At 43.9% G+C, this 19082-nt stretch carries 22 protein-coding genes; 1 reads left to right on the forward strand and 21 read right to left on the reverse strand.

The genetic code is table 11. The features are described 5' to 3' along the window. Positions 1–3 precede the first annotated feature (3 nt). The 5 genes from ACHZES_RS06215 to ACHZES_RS06235 all read right to left on the reverse strand — a co-directional run bounded on the left by ACHZES_RS06215 (position 4) and on the right by ACHZES_RS06235 (position 4988). The gene (locus ACHZES_RS06215) at positions 4–1725 is read right to left on the reverse strand and encodes an ABC transporter ATP-binding protein (RefSeq protein ID WP_395548764.1); all 1722 of its coding nucleotides are present in this window, start codon (positions 1723–1725) and stop codon (positions 4–6) included. A gap of 448 nt (positions 1726–2173) precedes the next feature. Continuing rightward, positions 2174–3394 (reverse strand): FAD-dependent oxidoreductase, encoded by a 1221-nt coding sequence (locus tag ACHZES_RS06220; RefSeq protein ID WP_395548763.1) that lies wholly within the window; start codon positions 3392–3394, stop codon positions 2174–2176. Between the two features lie 72 nt (positions 3395–3466). Next, on the reverse strand, positions 3467–4015 hold the full coding sequence (locus ACHZES_RS06225; protein ID WP_404820339.1) for a YeeE/YedE thiosulfate transporter family protein: 549 nt from the start codon (positions 4013–4015) through the stop codon (positions 3467–3469). 28 nt (positions 4016–4043) lie between these two features. Then, on the reverse strand, positions 4044–4271 hold the full coding sequence (locus ACHZES_RS06230; protein ID WP_038284845.1) for a sulfurtransferase TusA family protein: 228 nt from the start codon (positions 4269–4271) through the stop codon (positions 4044–4046). A gap of 30 nt (positions 4272–4301) precedes the next feature. Then, the gene (locus ACHZES_RS06235; RefSeq protein WP_038284843.1) at positions 4302–4988 is read right to left on the reverse strand and encodes a YeeE/YedE thiosulfate transporter family protein; all 687 of its coding nucleotides are present in this window, start codon (positions 4986–4988) and stop codon (positions 4302–4304) included. 250 nt (positions 4989–5238) lie between these two features. Between ACHZES_RS06235 and ACHZES_RS06240 the strand changes: the two genes are divergently transcribed. After that, a complete protein-coding gene (locus tag ACHZES_RS06240; protein WP_038284841.1) occupies positions 5239–6138 on the forward strand; it encodes a LysR family transcriptional regulator in 900 nt (299 codons plus the stop codon). Here the strand turns inward: ACHZES_RS06240 and ACHZES_RS06245 are convergent. The 16 genes from ACHZES_RS06245 to ACHZES_RS06320 all read right to left on the reverse strand — a co-directional run bounded on the left by ACHZES_RS06245 (position 6128) and on the right by ACHZES_RS06320 (position 19079). After that, on the reverse strand, positions 6128–6349 hold the full coding sequence (locus ACHZES_RS06245) for a sulfurtransferase TusA family protein (RefSeq protein ID WP_038284840.1): 222 nt from the start codon (positions 6347–6349) through the stop codon (positions 6128–6130). The two genes, ACHZES_RS06240 and ACHZES_RS06245, sit on opposite strands and share 11 nt — an antisense overlap. 256 nt (positions 6350–6605) lie before the next feature. Beyond that, the gene (locus tag ACHZES_RS06250; protein ID WP_395548761.1) at positions 6606–7763 is read right to left on the reverse strand and encodes a Sapep family Mn(2+)-dependent dipeptidase; all 1158 of its coding nucleotides are present in this window, start codon (positions 7761–7763) and stop codon (positions 6606–6608) included. Positions 7764–7766: 3 nt separating this feature from the next. Further along, a complete protein-coding gene (locus ACHZES_RS06255) occupies positions 7767–8735 on the reverse strand; it encodes a N(4)-(beta-N-acetylglucosaminyl)-L-asparaginase (RefSeq protein WP_038284836.1) in 969 nt (322 codons plus the stop codon). Positions 8736–8750: 15 nt separating this feature from the next. Further along, positions 8751–9275, reverse strand: coding sequence for a GrdB-related putative oxidoreductase (locus ACHZES_RS06260; RefSeq protein WP_038284833.1), 525 nt, complete (start codon positions 9273–9275; stop codon positions 8751–8753). Positions 9276–9305: 30 nt separating this feature from the next. Next, positions 9306–10637, reverse strand: coding sequence for a PTS cellobiose transporter subunit IIC (gene celB, locus ACHZES_RS06265; protein WP_154525710.1), 1332 nt, complete (start codon positions 10635–10637; stop codon positions 9306–9308). A 59-nt stretch (positions 10638–10696) separates the two neighbouring features. Further along, on the reverse strand, positions 10697–11017 hold the full coding sequence (locus ACHZES_RS06270) for a PTS sugar transporter subunit IIB (protein WP_025232347.1): 321 nt from the start codon (positions 11015–11017) through the stop codon (positions 10697–10699). Positions 11018–11059: 42 nt separating this feature from the next. Continuing rightward, positions 11060–11395: a PTS lactose/cellobiose transporter subunit IIA gene (locus tag ACHZES_RS06275; RefSeq protein ID WP_154525712.1), complete on the reverse strand. Its 336-nt coding sequence runs from the start codon at positions 11393–11395 to the stop codon at positions 11060–11062. Between the two features lie 149 nt (positions 11396–11544). Continuing rightward, complete coding sequence (locus tag ACHZES_RS06280) at positions 11545–13464, reverse strand: BglG family transcription antiterminator (protein WP_395548759.1); 1920 nt, start codon at positions 13462–13464, stop codon at positions 11545–11547. A 47-nt stretch (positions 13465–13511) separates the two neighbouring features. After that, positions 13512–14603, reverse strand: coding sequence for a DUF871 domain-containing protein (locus tag ACHZES_RS06285; protein WP_038284826.1), 1092 nt, complete (start codon positions 14601–14603; stop codon positions 13512–13514). 135 nt (positions 14604–14738) lie between these two features. Further along, positions 14739–14996 carry an HPr family phosphocarrier protein gene (locus ACHZES_RS06290; RefSeq protein WP_038284902.1) on the reverse strand — a complete coding sequence of 86 codons (258 nt, stop codon included), beginning with the start codon at positions 14994–14996 and terminating at the stop codon, positions 14739–14741. A 312-nt stretch (positions 14997–15308) separates the two neighbouring features. Further along, positions 15309–15704, reverse strand: a complete 396-nt coding sequence (locus ACHZES_RS06295) for a hypothetical protein (protein ID WP_395548758.1) — start codon at positions 15702–15704, stop codon at positions 15309–15311. 180 nt (positions 15705–15884) lie between these two features. After that, on the reverse strand, positions 15885–16133 hold the full coding sequence (locus ACHZES_RS06300; RefSeq protein ID WP_395548757.1) for a hypothetical protein: 249 nt from the start codon (positions 16131–16133) through the stop codon (positions 15885–15887). A gap of 175 nt (positions 16134–16308) precedes the next feature. Beyond that, complete coding sequence (locus tag ACHZES_RS06305; RefSeq protein ID WP_395548756.1) at positions 16309–16791, reverse strand: hypothetical protein; 483 nt, start codon at positions 16789–16791, stop codon at positions 16309–16311. Positions 16792–16795: 4 nt separating this feature from the next. Beyond that, the gene (locus tag ACHZES_RS06310; RefSeq protein WP_395548755.1) at positions 16796–17695 is read right to left on the reverse strand and encodes a peptidylprolyl isomerase; all 900 of its coding nucleotides are present in this window, start codon (positions 17693–17695) and stop codon (positions 16796–16798) included. Further along, the gene (gene srtB / locus ACHZES_RS06315; RefSeq protein ID WP_395548754.1) at positions 17685–18464 is read right to left on the reverse strand and encodes a class B sortase; all 780 of its coding nucleotides are present in this window, start codon (positions 18462–18464) and stop codon (positions 17685–17687) included. Before srtB ends, ACHZES_RS06310 begins: the two co-directional genes overlap by 11 nt. Before the next feature lie 9 nt (positions 18465–18473). Next, positions 18474–19079 carry a hypothetical protein gene (locus ACHZES_RS06320; protein ID WP_395548753.1) on the reverse strand — a complete coding sequence of 202 codons (606 nt, stop codon included), beginning with the start codon at positions 19077–19079 and terminating at the stop codon, positions 18474–18476. Positions 19080–19082 lie beyond the last annotated feature (3 nt).

Raw genomic sequence — 19082 nt, forward strand, 5'->3', positions numbered from 1 at the left:
ACGTTATGCCTCCCTACCGCTTTCAATCTGCGTGTGATAGATATCCTGGTAGACTTCACAGGACTCCATTAATTCTTCATGTGTGCCAAATCCCACGTTCCTTCCATTCTCCATTACCAGAATCTTATCCGCCGACATAGCTGTTCCGCAGCGCTGTGTGATCATAATCAGAGTCTGATTAAACTCTTTATTCTTAAGACCTTCCCGTACCTTTGACTCCGTAACGGCATCAAGGGCACTGGTTGCGTCATCTAAAATCAGTATAGAAGCTTTTTTCAGTATCCCCCTGGCAATGGAAAGACGCTGCTTCTGTCCTCCGGATAAATTAACTCCATCGCTTCCAAGAATACTGTCGTAACCATCAGGCATCTGCATGATAAAATCCGCCTGTGCTTTTTCCGCTGCATGCCGCAGTTCATCAATGTCGGCGAGTTTATCACCCCATTTAAGATTATCTGCAACTGATCCCGAAAACAGCATTGGTTTCTGAGGAACCACCGCTACATTACTTCGGACTTCATCTGCGCCCAACATCGTTATATCGTAATTGTCCAGAATTATTTTTCCTCTGTCCACATCATAAAAACGAAGAAGCAGCCAGGTGATTGTTGATTTTCCGCTCCCGGTGGGGCCGATAATCGCAAGGCTTTCCCCGCTGTTTACGGAGAAGGAAAGATCTTTGATTGCCGGAACCCCACTGCCGTTTGAATAGGCAAAGGTAACATTTTCAAAGGTGATTTTCCCGCTTAGTTTTCTATTTTCATTGCTTCTTAAACAATCTTCTTCACAGTCAAACACTTCACCGATCCGAGCCGTAGAAGCTTTGGTGCGGACAAACATGGTAAACACATTGGTTATCATAATCAGAGAGGTAAGTATCTGTGCCATATAGATCGTAAATGCCGTAATATCTCCGGTATTCGCTAAGTTCATCGTAAACAGGCTGCTTCCAATATAAATCACAACAGCGGTTCCGATGCCCACAGCCAGTGTTAAAAGAGGTGAAATAACTGTTATAACCATCTGGGAAGCGATTCCCTTCTGCATTAAATTCTGATTGGCCTCATCAAATTTATCTGTTTCCTTCCCAAACGTACCGAACGCTTTAACGAGCCGGACACCGATCAAATATTCCTGTACCTTTGAATTCACCTGATCCATAGCCTTTTGCAGCTGATAGAATCGTGGATAGCTGATTTTCATACTAAAATAAATTAATATGGTAACGACAGCTACTACTCCATATATAATGAGACTGAGCCGGAGATTGAGCAGGCTTGCCAGTACCATGCTGCCGATACAGACAACAGGGGCTTTAAGAAAAATACGCATCATTCCATTTACAAATTGTATAATTTGAGAAGTATCATTTGTCATCCTGGTTATGAGTGAGCCGCTTTCAACCTTATCCGCACTTACTTCCGAGAAAGACATGATTTTTTCAAATAAGTCTGCTCGTAAATCCGCCCCCATTCTTTGAGAAACGTTGCTTGCCAATATATTTCGTGCAACGGCAAAGCAAGCACCGATCAGAGTTACAATGAGCATCAGTATGCCCCAGTAATAAACTTTTGTCAGAGAGCCCTTTTCAATTCCGCTGTTTACGATATGTGACATCAGCGTAGGTCCCAGCAAATCACAGACCGCTTCCAGCGTCACGCACAAAACGGCTATGAAAAACGGCTGTTTATATCTTCTGAAATATTTGCTATAAAGTTTCATCATTCTCCTCTGCTTCCAATATAATCTTATTCCTGAAATCATTGCCAAATGTGATAAAATATAGTATATCACGCAAGATGCCGAAAGTTAATAAGTTCAGAGTTTTTCTTTTGCAGTCTATTTATTTTTGAAATCCGCTCCGATATTTGATGAGGTTAAACAAAGTCTGACAACTTAATTTGCTGTCTGTCTCTGCATTTTTTATTTTCTAAATATTTCCATCATATTTTTTTAGATAATGCTCATAATAACATTGTGTTCAAAAACACATCATTATAGACGGAGGTGTCAAGCTATGGATGGCAATGCGGAAATAACAGTTTAGCTGTTAGCGATGTGTTGTTAACAGCTTAACCCTAAGTACGAAAAATGCCCCAAAATTAAATTTTGGGGCATTTTTCTTTTTATCTTATGATTCGTCTCGATAAAAACCTGTTTAATTGTATTTTTCCTATTTGCAAATGCTGTTTATATGCTCCGGAGTTATCTCACCATAATACTTCTCCATAATCTGATTATCTTTAATCCAGACGATGCAGGGAGCATTCTCAACAGCAAGCCTTTTTGCAATGCCATCTGATTTATAAATGTCGATACAGGATACACGGATGTCGCTATGATTCTGTTCAAACTCTTTGAAAATCGGAAGCAGTTCTCTTGCATGGGAATCGATAGCATTATAAATATATACCAGAGAAGATTTTCCTTCATTCATGATCTGCTTTTCGAATATTTCACTTTCCGATACATACTTTTCTGCACCGTATCCGGCAACGGCTCCGTCTCCCACAGCGGTTGCAACCTGCTTTAAGTATTTGTCACGAACATCTCCTACTGCAAATACTCCGGGGATATTTGATTCCATCCGTTCATTTGTTATCAGATAACCGCCTCGGTTCATGTCCAGAATGTCACGGAATATTTCTGTATTTGGCAGATAGCCGATAAACAGGAAGCAGCTGTCCACAGGTACAGGGATTTTTTCCTCTGTCTTCACATTTTTTAACACCACCGTGTTCAGTCTTTCGTCTCCTTCAAAACTGTCCACAACCGTATTCCAGATAAATTCCATTTTGGGATTTGACAGAGCCTGAGCCTTGGCAATCTCGTTGCAGTCCATTTTGCCTTCCTCATGCATGACAGATACCATGACTTTATCAGCAAATTTGGTTAAGAATATTCCTTCTTCAATGGCTGCATCTCCGCTTCCGATTACCATAACGGTCTTTCCGGTGTTAGCCGCTGCATCACAGGTGGCACAGAAAGAAATCCCTTTGTCGTAAAGATATAAGTCCTCATTTTTTGCACCGGTCAAACGTGGCTTGCCGCCGCTTCCGACAATTACAACCTTTGCCTGGTAAATGGTACGGAATGTTTCTACTTCCTTAATATCTCCTTCCAGAGATACGGATTTAACATCAGTTAATTTAAACTCCACGCCGAATTTTTTGGCTTGTTTATGAAATAATTCCATCAGTCCAAGGCCTGTCGCCCCTTCCGGAAAACCTGGATAGTTCTCTATTTCATTGGTATATGTGGCAAGTCCGCCTACCAGAGTCTTTTCTATGATCAATGTTTTCAGCTTGGCTCTGCCGCAATAGATTCCTGCAGTTAAGCCAGCTGCTCCGCCCCCTATAATTACAACGTCATATGATTCTGTTTTTTTAGTCATTGCAACCTGTTCCTCTCTGTATATTCTTATATTTATATAGGGGCAATCAGATTGATCGCCCCCTTATTACAATTACATAAAATATTTGGCTAATAATTTGCTACCCAGAAAAGCTCCTACAAGCAGAAATCCACCGAATACCCATCCGGATAAGGAAAAGGATGCAATTGCAGTAAATAACGCTCCAATATTACAGCCATTTGCAAGTCTTGCTCCATAACCCATTAACAAACCGCCAAGGATTGCCGCTATTACCTGACGAAAGGACTTGATCTTCTTGATCTTAAACTGTGATGCAAATAACGTTGCCGCTAAAGCTCCCAGTACAATGCCCAAGTTACGGATGGAAGCACCGTCTGCTAAAAAGCTGGTATTTAGTTCCTTCTGCATTTTTTCAGAGGCATAATATACCCAGCCGCTTGCGTCACCGCCAAGAGCCTTGTAAATCCAGGTGCCCCAGTTGGCAAATGCGCTTGTTACACCCCAGCCGCTGCCCAGAGCTGCAAAATGTGCAATTTGAAAAACTGCAAGCAAAACAGCACCGGCCACATATGTTAAGGGTTCTTTTAACAGCTTCTTGTAAATGGGATGATCACCAAGCTTAATAAAAAATTGTTTCAATTTATTCACCCGCTTTCACAGAAGTTATTTACTTCGTCTTTTCGATGACAATTTCCCATTCTCCATCATCTACTTCTTCAATTTCTACGTTATGTCCCTGTTTTCTTGCCCACTCAGGAATATTCTTCATTGCGCAGCTATGATCGATGGATACAACTAGAACATCTCCTACGGTTATCTCATTGATTTTTTTCTCAGTTTTCATAAGTGGAACTGGACAAGCCTCTCCCAGACAATCTAATGTAAATTCAGCCATTTTATTTTTCTCCTTTATTTTTAAATTATTTTAATCTGCACTACCCATTTTCTTTTCCTGCCATTTGACAGCTGCTATGTATAACAGCACAATGATCAATCCCTGTACAACGATTGCTCCAAACCAGCCAAACACGTCCGGTAAAAAGATCTTCGGCGCATTTGTATTGAATTTGCTCCAGAAGTTCATATCATGTGCACCCCAGAAGGAACCTGCAATGAAAAATACCAAGGACAGCATTTGCATGGTAAAGCCTTCTCCGACTCTCATCAAGGTTCCTGATGCGCAGCCGCCGGCAATTACCATTCCGATGCCAAATAAAACTGCACCGACTGCCAAGGGCAAACCGATCGGCGCTACGCCAACCATGTTGAGATTGGATTCCGCATTTGCCAATATACCGGCATACTTGATTGCCCAGAAACCAACGCTGGCAACTGCAACTGCAACCAGTACGGCTCTTGTTACGGATGTACTTCCTGTTATACACGGGTCACGGAATGCTGCTGTAAAGCAGAAACGTGAACGCTGCAGGATATACCCGAATGCAATACCGAATCCCCAATAAACAGGCAGCTTATTGCTTCCTCCTGCCAAATAAGATCCAAAAGCAATAATCAGGATTGTGACCAGAATTGCATATGGGATTTGACTCTTTTTGGGTTTTCTAGGCTTACGCACTCTTTCCCCACTAACTTTTGTGTTAACCTCTGACACGTAAATCCCCCTTTCTTAAAAATAGTATTTGTTAATATTATAACGAATTCACAATTCAAATTATACCACACTTATCAGAAACCAGTTAATCAAGAATCTGATATGTCATAAGATTTACTTATAACCCATTATTTTAACACACTAGCCACAGCGAATTATATTTGCTATAATAAAAGAACAAAAAAGAACTGTTAAGTTTTTAACAGTTCAATTAACTGGTTTGGGGTTAAATTCAGAAAGGCGGGGTAATATGAACATTCATAACCTGAAAATGTTTATAAAAATAGTGGAATCCGGCAGCATCTCAAAAACTGCCGAGCAGATGAATATCAGCCAGTCCGCATTAAGCCAGCAGCTGAGAGTCATGGAACAGGAATTCAGTGCGCGGCTTTTTGAGCGGAACTATCAAGGCGTGATTCCGACTCACATCGGTATGATTGTCTATAACCGTGCTCTTGAGATCTTATCGTCCTATGACAGACTGTTAGTTGATATCACCAACGCACAGAATCAAAATAAAACCGTACATATCCTTGCTTCCCCCTGTGTATATTCCTATGCCCTGCCATGTACGTTTTACCATGTAAAAAACAAGTATCCGGAATACACTCTTAATATGGAAATGATGTCCAGCCGAATCATAGAGGAGAAAATATCAAAAGGCGTTGCCGATATGGGAATCATCATTGGCAAGCCCAAAGATAAAAGTTTATCTGCCAAAAAGGTATTTACCGACCGTGTTTTTCTGGTAGCAGGAGAAAAAATGAAGGTTCCTTCCCAGTTAGACTGCCAGGATCTTTATCAGTATCCACTTCTGATGCTGGTAAAAGCTCAAAAGACAAGGCAGGTACTGGATAAAATGCTGAACAAAAACGGAGTCCGCATCAATCAGCTGCATATTCCTTATGCCCTAGAATCCACGGAATCCATTAAGCTGTCCGCAATTAATGGTTTCGGGCTTGCGTTTCTCCCTTACATGGCAATCAAGAAGGAACTATATAATAAACAGCTCCGCATTGTTGAATGTCCATGCCTGGAGTTTGACAATGAATATTACTCCATAAAAAATGGTGCCAGTGTTCCTCTCAACTATGAATCATCTAAACTCATTAAGTATATGGAGGCAATATTAAAGGAGACTATTTGTTAAGTGAAATAGTGACTTCCCATACTCCATTAATGACTTCTTCCGCTTTATATTTCAAATGATTGGCCTTACAAAAAGATTTAATATTAGTAATTGTACAGCTGTGATCCGTAACCAACATACATTCCTCACCGTTTTTTATGGAATCCATAACATTTTTTAATCTCAAAACAGGTACCGGACACATATCACCCAGGCAATCGATTTTAACCATAAGCGCTCCTTCTGCACATTCCTAAGCTTTCGCAGGCTGCTGTGCTTCATAACTGAAAAAAACAGGGTACAGACTCATTTTATCTGAAATCTTGCTGACTATCAATAAGAAACGTACAATTTACCCTACAATAAAAAAAGCTGCTGCTATATAGACTTCTCATCTATTTAGCAACAGTTTTTTTTCCTCCCCTCTCTCCCGACTCCCCAATGTTGTCAAAAAGCAGCATAACCATATGGGAATGCTACTCCATAAGTTATAATTGCCCCAAACGGTACAGCGCCAGTGCATAGATCTTTGCATTGGTCATCAGATCTTCCACACTCATCCACTCATTGGGATTGTGGCTAATCCCCTTCTGACCAGGAAAACTAGGGCCAAAGGGGACAATGCCAGGCATTGCCTTGGCATAAGTACCGCCTGTGGTGGTTACAGGAGTCCCATCCACCCCCGTGACCAGTTCATAGCTTTCCTGCATGGCCTTAACCATAGGTGTATTCTTTGGGAAAACTACCGGGTCAAAATTCTGTATAAGTTCAGCCTTAAGCGCCTCTTCCCCGGCCTTTCCGCCGATACGCTTCATGATTTCCTCTATGGTAACGCCTCCCGGATAGCTTAATGTCACATCAAATGCCGCCTGTCTCCCACCGCACAGACTGTCCGTAACTACGCTCAGCTTATATCCCCGCATCTCCATCATGCCATATTCTTCGTGGCAGAAGTCAATTCCCAACCGGTCGCCTGTATTCCTGGCTCCAATAAAATATTTGTTTACAAACTCAAAGAATGTCTCCAACTGCTCCATACTGCCTGTAATCCGCACCACGGCTCTGCCCCGCTCACTGTACACCACCGGATACTTGCAGTCCGGTGTGAATCCGTAAAGAGGCGGTCTCTCCTTGGAGAGATAATACTTCAGATCCTCAAATCCGGATTCTTCGTCGCATCCGAAGATGATGCGCACCGGATTCTTAAGAGCAAGTCCGGCCTCCTTAATGGCTGCCAAGCCATAGAGACATGCCATAATTGGTCCTTTATTGTCCAACACTCCCCTGCTGTAGATGACTCCGTTTTCCAGATAACCGCTGAAAGGCGGCTGCTTCCAGCCCTCTCCCACCGGAACCACATCCACATGACCGATGGCGCAGACATAGTCTTCTCCCATGCCATACTGGGCATATCCCATATAATGATCGAAGTTCATGGTGTCAAATCCCAGCTGCCCACTGATATCCAGGGCGCATTCCAATGCGCGCTTTACACCAGTGCCAAAGGGAGCCCCATCACAGGCCTCCCTTTCCACACTGTCAATGCGCACCAGCTCCAGAACACTGCTGATGAACCGGTCCTTTAATCGGTCCATGCAGTCCAGTATCTTCTTATCTGATTCATTTTCAATCGTTCCATATCCCATATCTTATTCCTCTATGGGCGCCATGCGCGTCTTCATATAATTTTCCATCCATTCCTCTGAGGCTTTCTCATAAGTGCAGTGACCGTTCTCCCCACGGGTTACTAAGTAAACCGTTGGCTCCAGTTCCTCCGTGACCACTGCGAAAGAAAATCCCTCGATATTTGTAGCGACACCCCACTCTCCTTTCGGATTCATGGCAATGAGGGATATGTCACCGGCTTCGCCCCGACGTTCCCGAAGTTCCTGATCCAGTCGGTTCACCGCTGTCTCACAGGCTTCTTTCGGATGCATTCCCTCCCCCATAAGCCGGACGATTTCATAAGAAATACAGCCTTTCATCAGATCCTCTCCCAGGCCGGTGGCGCAGGCGGCTCCTTTCTTGCTGTCGGCATAGAAGCCGGAACCGGATATAGGAGAGTCACCTACCCTGCCCTTTTTCTTCATAAATAGTCCGCTGGTTGAGGTGGCTGCCGTCATCTTGCCACTTCCATCCAGGCAGGCCATACCCACGGTGTCATGGCCGGAATAAGGTTTAAGCTCCTTAGCTGCTGCCTCGGCAGACATCTCCTTTACCCGCTTCCTGTAATGTGCCTTAGCTCTGTCTGTCAACATATTTTTGCGCTCAAAGCCTTCCTTGTGGGCGAATTTCTCAGCCCCCTCGGCCACCAGCATGCTATTGACTTTTTCCCGGCTTAAGCGTCTGGCAATAGACACTGGATTGGCAAAGTCCCTGATGGCGGCCACAGCCCCTATATCCAGTGTATCGCCGTCCATATAGGCAGCGTCCATTTCCACTTCCATTTCCTCATTAGGCAGTCCGCCGTAGCCCACGGATTTATAGTAAGGGAAGTCCTCCACCTGACAAATGGCAAGCTCGATGGCATCCCCTGCGTCGCCGCTTTCTTTTAACATCTCAGCTCCCTTGGTAATCCCTTCTACGGCCATACGCCAGGTTGCTATCATACCCCACATAGCAAAGGCCTCCTTTTATTTATAACAGAATTCATGAATCAACTTTGTAGTGTCTGTACTATCAGCCAGAGCCCTGGCCAGAGTACACATGTTTCTTAAGGCATCATTAAGACCCAAACCACCCTTTTTCGGTGTCTCCACAATCGCCACTTTATCCTTATAAGCTGCAATGGTATCTGCATTCTCCACAGACATGGCTGCAAATGCTTTTGCTTTGGTGGTGGCATTGATATCGCAGGCCACTTTGGCGCACATCTGTGCGTAATCTGCAAAGTTAAAGGCTGGCCCGCACATTACCACATCCGGCTGCAGCTTGTTCACCATGGCACAAAGCTTGCGGCTGACCTCCTCCGGATCGGCAAGGTATGTACCGTTGCCGCAGCACAGGCAGGCTATTACGTGTCCGTCCACCTGTTTTAAGAAAGGCTCCATCATAATTGCTGGTCCGATGGGCTCCTTTTTCCCTGTAAGGGGAACCATGGTGTCGTCCTTGGTTCCAAGTCCTGACTGAATCTGGTCGTATATCATAATAAGCTTCATACCGTACACCTCATTTTATAAATCATCATTTTATAGATCATCAAAGGAAAGATCGTTAAGATCAATATCGTCGTCATCGGGTTTCTCAGCTGCTCTAGTCTCGTCTTCCATATATTGTTTATCCATCATCTTAATGAACGGCATATAGATGAATACGCCCAAAGCAAGAAGAAACAGCTGAAGTACAGCTCCCCGCCAGCCGGTTGCCAGGAACCCGGATAGAATCACAGGCATGGTCCACGGAATGGCTACACCAGAGCAAAGAGGAACCAGGCCGACGCTCATACAGAAGTAGGAAATCACAATGTTGATGGTTGGTACCAGCATGAACGGAATAAGAATCATTGGGTTCAGTAAAATGGGAAGTCCGAACACAATGGGTTCATTGATACCGAACAAACCAGGGATAAATGCCAGTTTTCCTAACTCTTTGATACGCTTGGAGCGGCAGAAAAACAGCATTGCAATCAGCAGCGACAAGGTAGAACCGCAGCCGCCGAATGTGGCGAACAGATCCTGGAACTGCTGGGAAATAATATTGGGCAGCGGCTGGCCTGCTTGAAGTGCAGCCAGGTTCTCCGCAGACAAGGTCTGAAGGATGGGATTGAATACCGCACCCACTACGGAACCGCCGTTTACTCCGAAGAACCAGAAGAGATGGAGGAAGATATAAGCGATTACCATAGCCGGAAGGGTGTTGCCCAGTTTAAGGAGAGGAGTCTGCAGGATCGTGAATATAAAATTAAATGCGTTATCATATGGTGTCATGGCAAAAATAATATTTATGACAAAGAACACCAACACGGAAATTCCGGCAGGAATCAGTGCAGAGAAAGACTTTGCCACTGTTGGCGGAACACCGTCAGGCATCTTGATGATCCACCCTTTTTTATTAACCCACGCATAGATATGTACGGATAGGAACGCTACTATAATTCCTACGAAGATTCCCTTGGAACCTACCCAGCCCAGTGGAATGCCGGACACAGCAGTATCATTAACCATGATCTTATAAGGCATGATTAAGAACCAGCATACCAGTGATACGGCAGCGCCGAACAGCTTATCTACCTTCATCTGCTCGGAAAAGGAATAGCCGATTCCAACGACAGCCAGCATTGCCATGATTGAGAACGTAGCATCGGTTGGTTTGGCGAAATAGGCATCCCAGTTCTCCCCAAAGAACCTTGCCCAGAAATTCGTCCACCCAGGAATCGGGAAGTTGGCAATAAGCAGGAAAAAGGAACCCACGATTAACAGCGGCATGGATAGCAGGAAGCCGTCACGAATTGCAATAAGATACTTGTTCTTTCCGATTTTCTCAGCCAGAGGCATGAGTATTGACTCTAATTTACTTAACATATTGTTATTCCCCCGTTTTTCTTTGTTTTTGCTACTATGAAAGTTCTGCTTTTATCGCCTTATTTGGAAGCTTTTAAAAGTTTGATTGCCGATTTAAGAACCTTCTCTCCGTTCATCATACCGTAATCGGTCTGGTCAATGACCTGGATCGGAATTCCTTTGCTTCCAAACTTTTCCACAATCTCACCGTAACGGTATTTAACCTGTGGCCCCAAAAGAATCACATCCGGATGCTTTTCATCGATGATCTGTCCGATCTTGCCATCCGGAAATGCTTCCACTTCAATGGGAAGATTATGCTCATTGGCTACGCTCTGCATCTTGCTTGCCAACATACTGGTTGACATTCCTGCACTGCAGAATAAATACACTCGTTTCATTGTAAAATCCTCCTTGCTATATGCATTTTTTTATTTCCATCATTAACTCCCTGCCTTTGCCTCCAGCTCTGCGATCCTTTTATAGCTGGCAATCATCTCTTCTGCAATGATTTTGAATCCTTCCGCACTCATAAGCTGGTCTTCCGCATGGATCAGAATCAGGGAACTGCCCACCGACTCGCCCTGGGCCTCTTTCTGGATCAGTTCAAAGTGGGCCTCATGTCCCGCTAAGAACATTTCCTGACCGGCTTTCATACATTCCCCTGCGCCGCCGAAGTCCCCATGCTTTGCTTTCTGGATCGCCTCAATATAGCTGGACCTTGCACCGCCTACATTGGATATGATTTTAAAGCAAATCGTCTCTAATCCCTCTAACATATTGCTGCCTCCTGAATGTGTTGATGATATGAAAAATGCAGCAAAACCATTTGTTTGCTGCATCTTATCTTAAGCTGCCTTAATTAATTATAATTATAGGGCTTTTATTCACTTTTTTCCTTAAAGGCATTTCCTAGCTCTTAGGAAATTCACTCCGTAATCCGGTCGATGAATTCCTCATATCCGCAGGGAGCCGCCAATTTTGCCAGCTCCTCAGGCTGATTCACGATATTGGAGATCCAGTCAAAGAAGATCTTAATCATCCTGGCGTCCCCTATATTGATGGCAAACAGCATCACCAGCCGCACCTCAAAGACACCCCATTTCACCGGATTCTTAAGCTGGGCCACCGCAATGGTGGAATTCCTGGCAAAGGCACCGAACGCATGGGGAATTGCAAATGTATTCACAAAGGATGTCGGGGACATCTGCTCCCTCTTTAATACCACATCTGTAAATTCCGGATCCACAACCCCCTCCTGTACCAGGCCGGAACACAGCATACGGATGATTTCCTCCGGGTTTGTACAATTCACCTCTGTGTGATAGTGTTCCTTGCGGATTAAGCTGCCGATATGAGAGGAGAATTCCAGCCGGAATCCTTTCTTATCCAGCCGGTTGATGGCCTGGAGAATCCTTGACTCCGTCTCGGAATCCACGAATAAGTTAATGGAGACGGTCTCCACGTTCAACCCATGTTCCAGGGGAAATGTACTGAGCAGTAGATCAGGATCCAGAGAAGACACTACCTCCTCTTCAAAATAACCAAAGACCTTTACCACTTCCATCCTCTCACGAAACATATCGGAAATTTTCTTCACGCACATATCAGAAAAAGACTGGTTATGAGGCAGAATCATTACGGCATGATACTTTCTTTCTGTTTTCATGCGCTCACTGGCAGCTCCCAGATGAAGGGCGATGTAGCAGCTCTCTGCATCGGATACGGGAGTCTTTAGCCTTTCTTCCAGAAATTCCACCACATAAATGCCCATCTCAAAGACCAGAGGGTATTTGCGTTTGATCTCTTCCACAAATACATCCTCCATCCGGACCTGATTCCTGACGCGTTCCACCAGTCCGTGAATATGCATCTTAAGACCGGCGATAAGGTCCCCATCCTGCCGGAAATCCAGCCCAAACAACGTGTATATCTGCTCCAGGGCCTCGCCTACCAGTTTCCTGGTACTCAACCACCTTCCGCCGAAATTTACGTAATCGTCGGTATAATTGGAGGCCTTTCTGCCCATGACAACCAGGGCAAACATCCCCACTTCTCCATCGTGGATCTTTATGTGCAGGCGTTTGGAAATGCGGTCAAAGAAGTCCTTTGATATCTGGTACTCGATGGTATCCTCTAACCCCTGCATCCCCTCTTCCATGCTGATGTAGTTGGCGCAGTTCATCCTCTCAATGCTGGTACCGGCGTGCAGGATCAGCATGGGAAACATGGATTCATGGATGGAATAATCATATTCCTTTAAGACATCCACGAATATATCCTTTACCTCAATTAAGTTGAAGCTTTTATATAGATTGGCCAGCATATTTAAGTTTAGGAAATTTTCCTGCACCTCAGCCATCAGTAAATCCCTGTAAAACCGCCGTTTTCCAGCCTCATCCCCCTTTAAGGATATGCATTCCTTATTGCGGACCAGCTTTAAACCAGGATAAGGTTCCAGCATCTTTCGTATACGCTTTAAGTCATTGTCAATGGAGGCACCGCTTACATAGATCTGGCTCTGGAGAAGGGTAAGGTTCAGTTCCTTCACCTCGAATAACAGCTTTTGAATCATGTATGCGCAGCGGGCACCTGGAGTCTGTGGAATATCCGTCCCCCTGGATTCTTTTGGCGGCAAAGGCGATAGACTGGCCTTTTCACAAATGCGGTAGCCCCGCCTCACATTAGACTCTATGGGAGGCGGGGTCATGTGTCTGTTGATGAATTCTACATCGGAGCGTATGGTACGATCCGACACCTGCAGAAGAACAGCCAGGCGACGGCTGGTTATCCAGTCTCCCAGTTCTGATAATATGGCAAGCAGCTGTTCCTGTCTTTGATTCTGCATGTCTAAATACTCCCTTTCTTGCTGTCTTCTTCCGTAAAATCCTCTGTTTAGAGGATGCAGAATGCGAACACCGTCCATGGTTCTGCGTAATCCAGCAGAACGTGTTCATGCTCAGGAATATGACCGATCACATTCTTGCGGCCATCATTTGGCATGTCTTTGGTGACGATTTGAAGTTCTCCCTTATATTTGGGATAACCGTCATTTAAGATGACCACATCACCTGGCTTTAAATCTCTGGTATTGGCAGCCGGGATAGACCGGTCCGCAAACGTGACTCTGGGGCCGGAGGAACGGATCATATAGTCGTTTAAATCACCCCTTACTACATGACGGAGTTCATAATCCAGGATCTGGCTCTCGGTCTGAGTCAGTTCTTTCTCCAGATGGATACCAAAGGTCAGGATGCTGGTATTGATGGCGGCGCAAGCCTCCAGTTCCTCATCAGTCGCATAAGCATTGGCGATAAGCACATCATCAACCATACCGGTGGCAAGCAGATGGCGCACCTGGAAATCAATGGGAAGACCACGGTGCATCTCCAGAGTACACAGCCCCTCGTTTACAGGCCATGGACCGTATGCTCCGGGCGCGTTGCTGGACACAAAAGCCGCAACCTTAAGCCCAAGTGATTTCATCTTATCATTACAGGTATGAAATTGTTTCAGGCTTAATCCCGTATACTTCTGCGGATAAAAATTGTGGCAGGTAATCAGCTTGTCACGATCCGGGTGGTGGTCTATGACATTCTCCACATACGCCAGCCTGGTGCTGGCATTGAGCTCTATCTTAAGCCCCTGAGGATTGTAAGTCATAAGGCTTTCTTTCATGCCGTCAAAGCCTTCGTCCAGACGGATGCCATCCACATGCATTTCCTGAAATACGGATAAGTCCTCGTAGGAGATTCCCATCCGGGAAAATACGGCAGGGCTCACATCCGGTATGATTTCCATACCGCAAGCGTGGGCTTCATCCGCCAGCCTCCGAAAACGGCAGATTACCTCTTCCCTGCTCTCCTCCACACTTAAGAGACAGGTAAAGATTCTCTTATACCCCAAGCTCCCTGCCTTTCTGATATACTCTATGTCCCTTTCTTCCGTAGAATGTTCCGGATAAACGGAAATACCCAATTTTGCCATATGATTAACCCCTCTCTTATATTTAACCATCCGGTACTTACGTACCGGATGGTCCTTTGACATTAACTATAGTCCGTCAAGAAAGAGTTTGGAGGTAAATCGGTTTCCTAATTGCTAGGAAATATCTTGTTTCTGCTATAAATTGGCCGGAAGAAACTCCTTAAGGAATTCGATTGCACTGTTTTCATCCTGCCCATCTACAAGAAACTCCAGACATTCACCATAACGTGCTCCCAGACCTATGAGTGAAAGTACATTCTTACAGTCCGCTGTGCCTTTTCTGCTTTTTAAGGTTATACGGCTCTCATATTTCGATGCCGCCTTGCTCAGCCTCAAGGAATTGATGGCGTGAAGCCCCTGTTTGTCCGATACTATGTATTCATAACTAATCATCTCATCATCACCCTTTACGATTCATGCGAAAACGACAAGCCAATGTTAGTATGGCATAACACTGGCAGTTGCAGTGGGTTGGCTCCCGCTATTTATAGCAGGAGGAATTCCTCTCCATATTTTATCATAGAATCCATAATTATCCACGGTGAAATTATACAGATTTTTTCACCGTGGCTTCATTATACGAAGTGAGTAATTGCGGAGCCGTATAATAACAAAAAGCGTATAGCCCATTCTTAGACTTTACGCTTTATATATGATACAATTCAATTGTTTATGATTTTTATAACCATTACTAATGCGTAATCACTATGCTTGTTTTGGTAAAATGTTTTTTATTTCCAAAACTGTAATTAACGTTTCTATTTGATCGTTAATCTTTGCAAACTCTTTTTTGCCATGATACTCTAAACTAGTGACACGATACGTAAGATCTTCTATTTTGTGAGATGTAATATCTTGCTTGATTTCCAGTACTTCTATTTTATCTGACAACTTATTTATATCAGACTTTATGCCATTGATATCAGACTTTATATTATTGATTTCTGACCTCATACCATTGATATCAGACTTTATATCATTGATTTCTGACCTCATACCATTGATATCAGACTTTATATCTCGTATATCAGTCGTTAGCGGATTAATTTTTTCGTCCATTAATGCTGCTATGGCTTGTAAATCTTCATTGGTCAATGCCATGATATCACGCTCCTTATAATGTGCTAATTATATCTCTTCCAGTAATAATGCTATCTTTATTATATCATATTTGGTTTCATAAAGTCTATTTAATTATCAATAAATCATAAAGGAATCATGGTCGTCTATCTCTTAAGGAAAGCAGTCGCACTTACATGTTACCTTTGTCGTATATCTCCCTTAATAACCACGAACGCCTTTATGTTTATATTCGCGGAGCAGTAGTCCGAGAGACCTCTCTGTCGGCTCGTAGTGATACTCGTAAATTTCTTTATACACGCAGATTAGCTTCTTCAGGCGGAAATTCATATCGTCTATGTCAAAAGCAGTAAGGTCAAGCGTAATTGTACCAAGCATTGCACAGAAATCGTTATATTTTTTGCCTTTGCCCTTTTTATTCCATAAGTTTTGCGTAGAAGCGATAAACATAGTGTTTTGCCATAACGTTGCCCTCCTTGCTTTTTCTCAATTCTATTAAACGTTGTACTTATCCAATATGCAGCCTTCTCAGTCTTGCACAAGAAAGTTATAATAGCTTTCTCAAATTTTCCTTTTCTTTTCGTTTCTACTCCCTCAAAAACAATTCTCTTATCTTGGTGATGACTCACTTTTCAATAGTCAATAAGACCCCTGCATCAATTTCAGTTATCTGCTCCATACTATCCGGATCATACACCATGAACACAGCAGTTGCGGTATGCTCCCCGACTTCTGGTACTTGTTCCAGATCCACATAAGCATTTCGCTCACCCGGCTTCAGTATTTCTGAACAAAACAATTCTTCTCCCGTGTCATTAAGAGTTAATTTCACCTTTACATACTGTTCATTCTCTGCCGGATTTCCAATCATCAGATTGCAGCGTTTTCCCCCCCTTGATACCGTTGGACTAGCATTCACCTGGATCATAAAATAAGAAGGCTCCTTTTGATCACCATTCTGCCCTGGAACATGGGTTGGGAGTACATATTCTCCATCCTTTGCCTCCTCTGCGAACTGATAAGCCCTCTCCTTGCCGCCACTCTGTGAGCAGCCGCCGGAAAGCAATAAAACAAGTGCTATCAACGTTCCAGCTATTATGACTTTCATATTTTTACTCACTGATTTTATCAACAATTTCAACGCTCTCAATCACCACGTCTTTCTTCGGCTTTCGTTCTTCGGCCGATACCTTTACCTGGGTAATTGCTTCTGCTACATTCAGTCCCTTAACAATCTGACCAAATACCGTATGACTATAATCCAGTCCCCATGCACCTCCGACCTGGCTGTATCGCACTCCGACAGGTTCATACTTTGCCTCATATTCACTCGGTACGCCATCGGTTGCTATGGCCTGAATTTCTTTATTTAAATCATCTTCAAATTTTTGAATTTCCTCTTGACTCAGTTCTTTTTCCTTACCAAGCTCTTCTAAATCTTTCAGGCGCAGGTTCATCAGATCGTTCATATAGCAGTTATCCGGGATAATCCTGTCATCATCCGGAACTTCCGCTCTTACGAGAAGATAAAACTGACTCAAATTACTGTCGCGGGTATTGCCTCCGTCTCCGGCCATTGCGACTGCACCCTTAAAATGATACAGTCCATTATCCACCTCATCTTCAAACGGGTCTCCCCAAAGACTTCTCTCCTCTGCTTCCGGATCTCCAGGTTTCCCGCCCTGGGTCAGTTCCTCACGCTTTGCGTAATAGAACAGACTGCCGTTATAGTAACCTTCTTTTGCTAAACCGATAAAATTCTCCACTGCTTTAGGAGCTTGTTCCGGATACAGCAGAATGGTAACATCTCCAGCCGTCGTATGGAGAATTGCGTAAGGTCCATCAGACTCCACTAATTGCGGATTCGCTGCCGGTTCTGCCTGAATAGGAAAGCTGTCCGCAATATCCGGAGACACCGCTACATAGGTCTGTTTCTTTGCGCAGCCAGCAGTCAGCATAGCAGTCAGACCCGCCAAACATACAAGCCGAATTATCTTATTCTTATTTTTCATTCTGTACTTCCTCCATATCCCTTAAAACTCCATATACTGCATATCTGGCATTGTTATATTCATAGGAACAGGTACAAAGTGCCAGTATTCGTTCATGTTCCTCTACCACGACTGAGCTTTTAAATGTTGAAGAAACCAAAAGCTTTTTTAACCATTTCTCCCGCGCATCTGTACTTTCAAACATGAATGGAAAGGTTCCATTCTGGCCATCCAGTATCTCTCCTGCAAATATCTCTACCCGGTAATTCTTTTCCGGAGTATACAAATACATGATGGGATGCTCTTCATAATAATTTTGATTCTTATAACCAGAAAGAGAGGAGAACATCCGCCCTCCCCTGATGTGATGACCATACAGAACAGTCACATCATCCTGAAACTTTTTCCGGTTTTGACTCTCCATGAAAATGGAGCCTATGATGCTTCTTGCGCCATCAGCAGTATGATTCAGATAATAATCATTATCCGTTCCCTGTACAACCGGATAATCAATATCGGTTCCCGGCGACCAGAACCAGCCTGCAATATCCGGATTCCATTGAGACAATGTATTAAAATCCGGCTCTTTCCATGTATCTGTAACCACGGCGGCATGATCCTCAACCGTCACGTCAGCCGACTCCCGGAATGTCCGCTCTCTAAGCTGGGCATAGACCCGCTCTGCCTGTACCCTGGGTTTCATCTCCTGATAAAAATTCCAGCCGCAGATAACGGCTCCTGCCATGCATAAAAAAGACAGCCCCAAAAGTAATAATCGTTTCCTCTTCATCCTGATATCCTAATTAAGTACACTAACCTGAATCTTTACCTGAACCTGACCGATATCATCCAAAGACTCCGGATCGGTAGCAATGACCTGGGCGGTACAAGCGTAGTCTCCAGCCGGAAGATTTTTCTTTAACTTTATCTTATCAATATACTGTCCCGGCTTTAACCCCTGGCTCTCATACAACACTTCATTCGTATCATCTCTGCGAATCACTACTCGGCAGTAATAACGGTTCTGGGGAATATTCTCCAATCCAATGGAACCTTCACTTTTTGCATCATTGAAAACGGCTTTGGCATTCATGGATACATTAAACATTCCTTCTTCCACAACAGAATTAATAATCTCCTGTACTTCGGCAGGTGTTTTTCCCTGTAAAGAACCATCTTTAGCCAGCTTGTCAAACCAATATTTGGTTGTGGCATCCATCACCTGATTATGTGTATACCACCAGTATCCGCTACCTGCACCGGCAACAATAAATAATAACAGGAGTAGAAGAAGGGCTTTCTTTCTGCCCTTCTCCTTTTCCTTTCTACTGTTTTTTTTACCGGCTCCCAGTGGTCTATTCGTTGTTTTCTCTTGAATAAATTGTGTTTCATTAAATCCTTCCAACGC

The organism is Lacrimispora sanguinis (assembly GCF_044987295.1).
GTDB classification, from domain to species: Bacteria; Bacillota; Clostridia; order Lachnospirales; family Lachnospiraceae; genus Lacrimispora; species Lacrimispora celerecrescens_B.